Here is a 2,859-nt window from a genome sequence, read left to right on the forward strand (position 1 = left end):
CGGCCGCAGCTTGCCGCCGCCGTCCGGGCGCGCGCCGCCCGTGTCGGTGTAGTCGCCCGCGGCGGGGAGGGGACGGGGTGGGGGTGGGCGCCCGCAGCGGCTGGCGCGTCCGCGCCCTTCCCCTGCCAAGTAGCTCAATCGCGCCAGACCGAGGACGTCCACCCCCGCCGCGGCCCCGCACCACCCACCGGCCGTAGGCGCTACACGCACCCCCGCCGACTCGACGTCACCCAGTCCGGCGCAGCAGCGCCAGATACATCGCGTCCGTGCCGTGCAGGTGCGGCCACAGCTGGATGTCGGGGCCGTCGCCCAGGTCAGGCACATCCGCGAGCAGCGGCCGCGCGTCGATCAGCTCCGCGTCCGGGAACTGCTTGAGCAGGTCCCCCACCACCGCCCGCGTCTCCGCGAGATGCGGCGAGCACGTCGCGTAGCCGACGACACCCCCCACCCGCACCGACTCCAACGCGGTCCGCAGCAGCCCCCGCTGCAGCGGCGCGAAGCCGTCCAGGTCCTCCGGACGCCGCCGCCACCGCGCCTCCGGCCGCCGCCGCAGCGCGCCGAGCCCGGTGCACGGCACATCCACCAGCACCCGGTCGAAACTGCCGGGCCGCCACGGCGGTCGCGTCCCGTCCGCGGCGACCACGCCGTACGGCCCGGGATTACCGGCCAGCGCCTTCGCCACCAGCCCCGCCCGATGCGGCTGCTTCTCCGAGGCGAGCAGCACGGCCCCCCGCTCAGCGGCCAGCGCCCCGAGCAGCGCCGCCTTTCCGCCGGGCCCCGCGCACGCGTCCAGCCACCGCCGGTCCGGCCCCTCCACGGGCGCGGACGCCAGCGCGAGCGCGACCAACTGACTGCCCTCGTCCTGCACCCCGGCCCGCCCCTCGGCGACCGCCGCGACCGCACCGGGCTCCCCGCCCTCGCTGAGCCGCACCGCGTAGGGCGACCAGCGCCCGGGGACGGCGGCCTCCTCGGCGAGCAGTTCGTCGGTGGTGGCCCGCCCGGGACGGGCGACCAGCGTCACCTCGGGCCGCTCGTTGTCGGCGCGCAGCAGCTCCTCCACGCCGGCGCGCCCGCCGCCGAGGGAGTCCCACAGCGCGGAGACGACCCAGCGCGGGTGGGAGTGGACGACGGCGAGGTGGTCCTCGGGGTCCTCGTCGTACGGCGGGGCGACCCGCTCCAGCCAGCCGTCCAGGTCGTCCTGGGCGATCTTCCGCAGCACGGCGTTGACGAACTTGGCACGCCCGTCACCGAGCACGACCCGGGCCAGTTCGACGGTGGCGGACACGGCGGCGTGCGTCGGGATCCGCGTGCCGAGGAGCTGGTGCGCGCCGAGGCTCAGCACGTCCAGCACGGGCGGGTCCACCTCGCGCAGCGGCCGGTCGACGCAGGCCGCGATGACGGCGTCGTAGGTGCCCTGGCGGCGCAGGGTGCCGTACACCAGCTCGGTGGCCAGCGCCGCGTCCCGCGCGTCGAACGTGTCGGGTCCCTCCTTCTCCCGCGCCTTGCGCAGCAACGGAGGCAGGACGAGGTTGGCGTACGCGTCACGCTCGTCCACGGCCCGCAGCGCCTCGAAGGCGAGGATGCGGACGGGGTCCTTCTTGGGACGGCGGTAGGGCTTGGCGGGCCTGCGGGGCCGACGGGGCTGGTCGCTCACGAAAAAGGTGCTCCGGAAGTGGGGTGAAGTGCGCGCTCCAGCCTACGTCGTGAAACACCCAGGGGGCCGAGGGCCCGGGCCGAGCCCGGGCGCCGGGGCCCGGGGGCGTCAGCCCCCGAGCGTCTCCCCCGCAGCGATCCGCACCCCACGCGCCCAGTCCGCGGCCCGCATCGGCTTCTTGCCCTGCGGCTGCACCCACAGCAGCTCCACGGCGTACGAACCGGTCCCCGCGTGCACGTCGTTCTTCCCGGCGGACAGCAGGCCGGGCGTCAGGTCCGTCCGCTCCGGTACGGGCCGGGCCTGGACGATCTTCAGCCGCTCGCCGCGGAAGGTGGTCCACGCGCCGGGCGCGGGCGTGCAGCCGCGCACCACCCGGTCGACGCGCAGCGCCGGGGCGCTCCAGTCGACGCGCGCGTCCTCGACGTTGACCTTGGGGGCCAGGCTGACGCCCTCGGCGGGCTGCGGCACGGCCTTGAGCGTGCCGTCCTCGATGCCGTCCATGGTCGCGGCGAGCAGTCCGGAGCCGGCGAAGGCGAGCCGGGTGAGCAGGTCGCCGCTGGTGTCGGTGGGGCGGATCTCCTCGGTGACGGTGCCGTAGACGGGCCCGGAGTCCAGCCCCTCCTCGATGAGGAAGGTGCTGGCGCCGGTGATCTCGTCGCCCGCCATGATCGCGTGCTGCACGGGGGCGGCGCCGCGCCAGGCCGGCAGCAGCGAGAAGTGCAGGTTGACCCAGCCGTGGGCGGGGATGTCCAAGGCCACGCGCGGCAGGAGGGCGCCGTAGGCGACGACGGGGCAGCAGTCGGGGGCGATCTCCTTGAGCCGCTCGAGGAAGTCGGGGTCCTTCGGCCGGACCGGCTTCAGCACCTCGATGCCGGCCTCCTCCGCCCGCTCGGCCACCGGCGAGGCGACCATCCTGCGCCCCCGCCCGGCGGGCGCGTCGGGCCGCGTGACGACGGCGGCGACCTCGTGCCGCCCGGAGGCGAGAAGAGCGTCCAGGGCGGGAACGGCGACCTCGGGGGTACCGGCGAAGACGAGCTTCATGGGGTGCGGAGGGCCTCTCGGGCGGGAACGGTTCGGGCGACGCACCAGTCTATGGGCCGGGCGTCTCCCGTGGACGCAGGGACGGGATCGGCGTCCGGGCCCGCCCCCTCACGGTGCAGGAACGTTCCGAGCTGGGGCCGGTCCCGGCCGCCGCGGTCGCCGCC

General features: G+C 76.1%; 2 protein-coding genes. Both read right to left on the reverse strand.

The window, feature by feature from the left end; genetic code table 11:
- Positions 1-226: 226 nt before the first annotated feature.
- On the reverse strand, positions 227-1,654 hold the full coding sequence (locus CCN29_RS20885) for an RsmB/NOP family class I SAM-dependent RNA methyltransferase (RefSeq protein WP_031067732.1): 1,428 nt from the start codon (positions 1,652-1,654) through the stop codon (positions 227-229).
- A 108-nt stretch (positions 1,655-1,762) separates the two neighbouring features.
- Entirely contained in the window at positions 1,763-2,695 is a 933-nt protein-coding gene (gene fmt / locus CCN29_RS20890; protein ID WP_006131227.1) for a methionyl-tRNA formyltransferase, read from the reverse strand.
- Between the last annotated feature and the right edge of the window lie 164 nt (positions 2,696-2,859).

The sequence above is a fragment of the Streptomyces pseudogriseolus genome (assembly GCA_002154585.1).
In the GTDB taxonomy this organism is placed as follows: Bacteria; Actinomycetota; Actinomycetes; order Streptomycetales; family Streptomycetaceae; genus Streptomyces; species Streptomyces pseudogriseolus.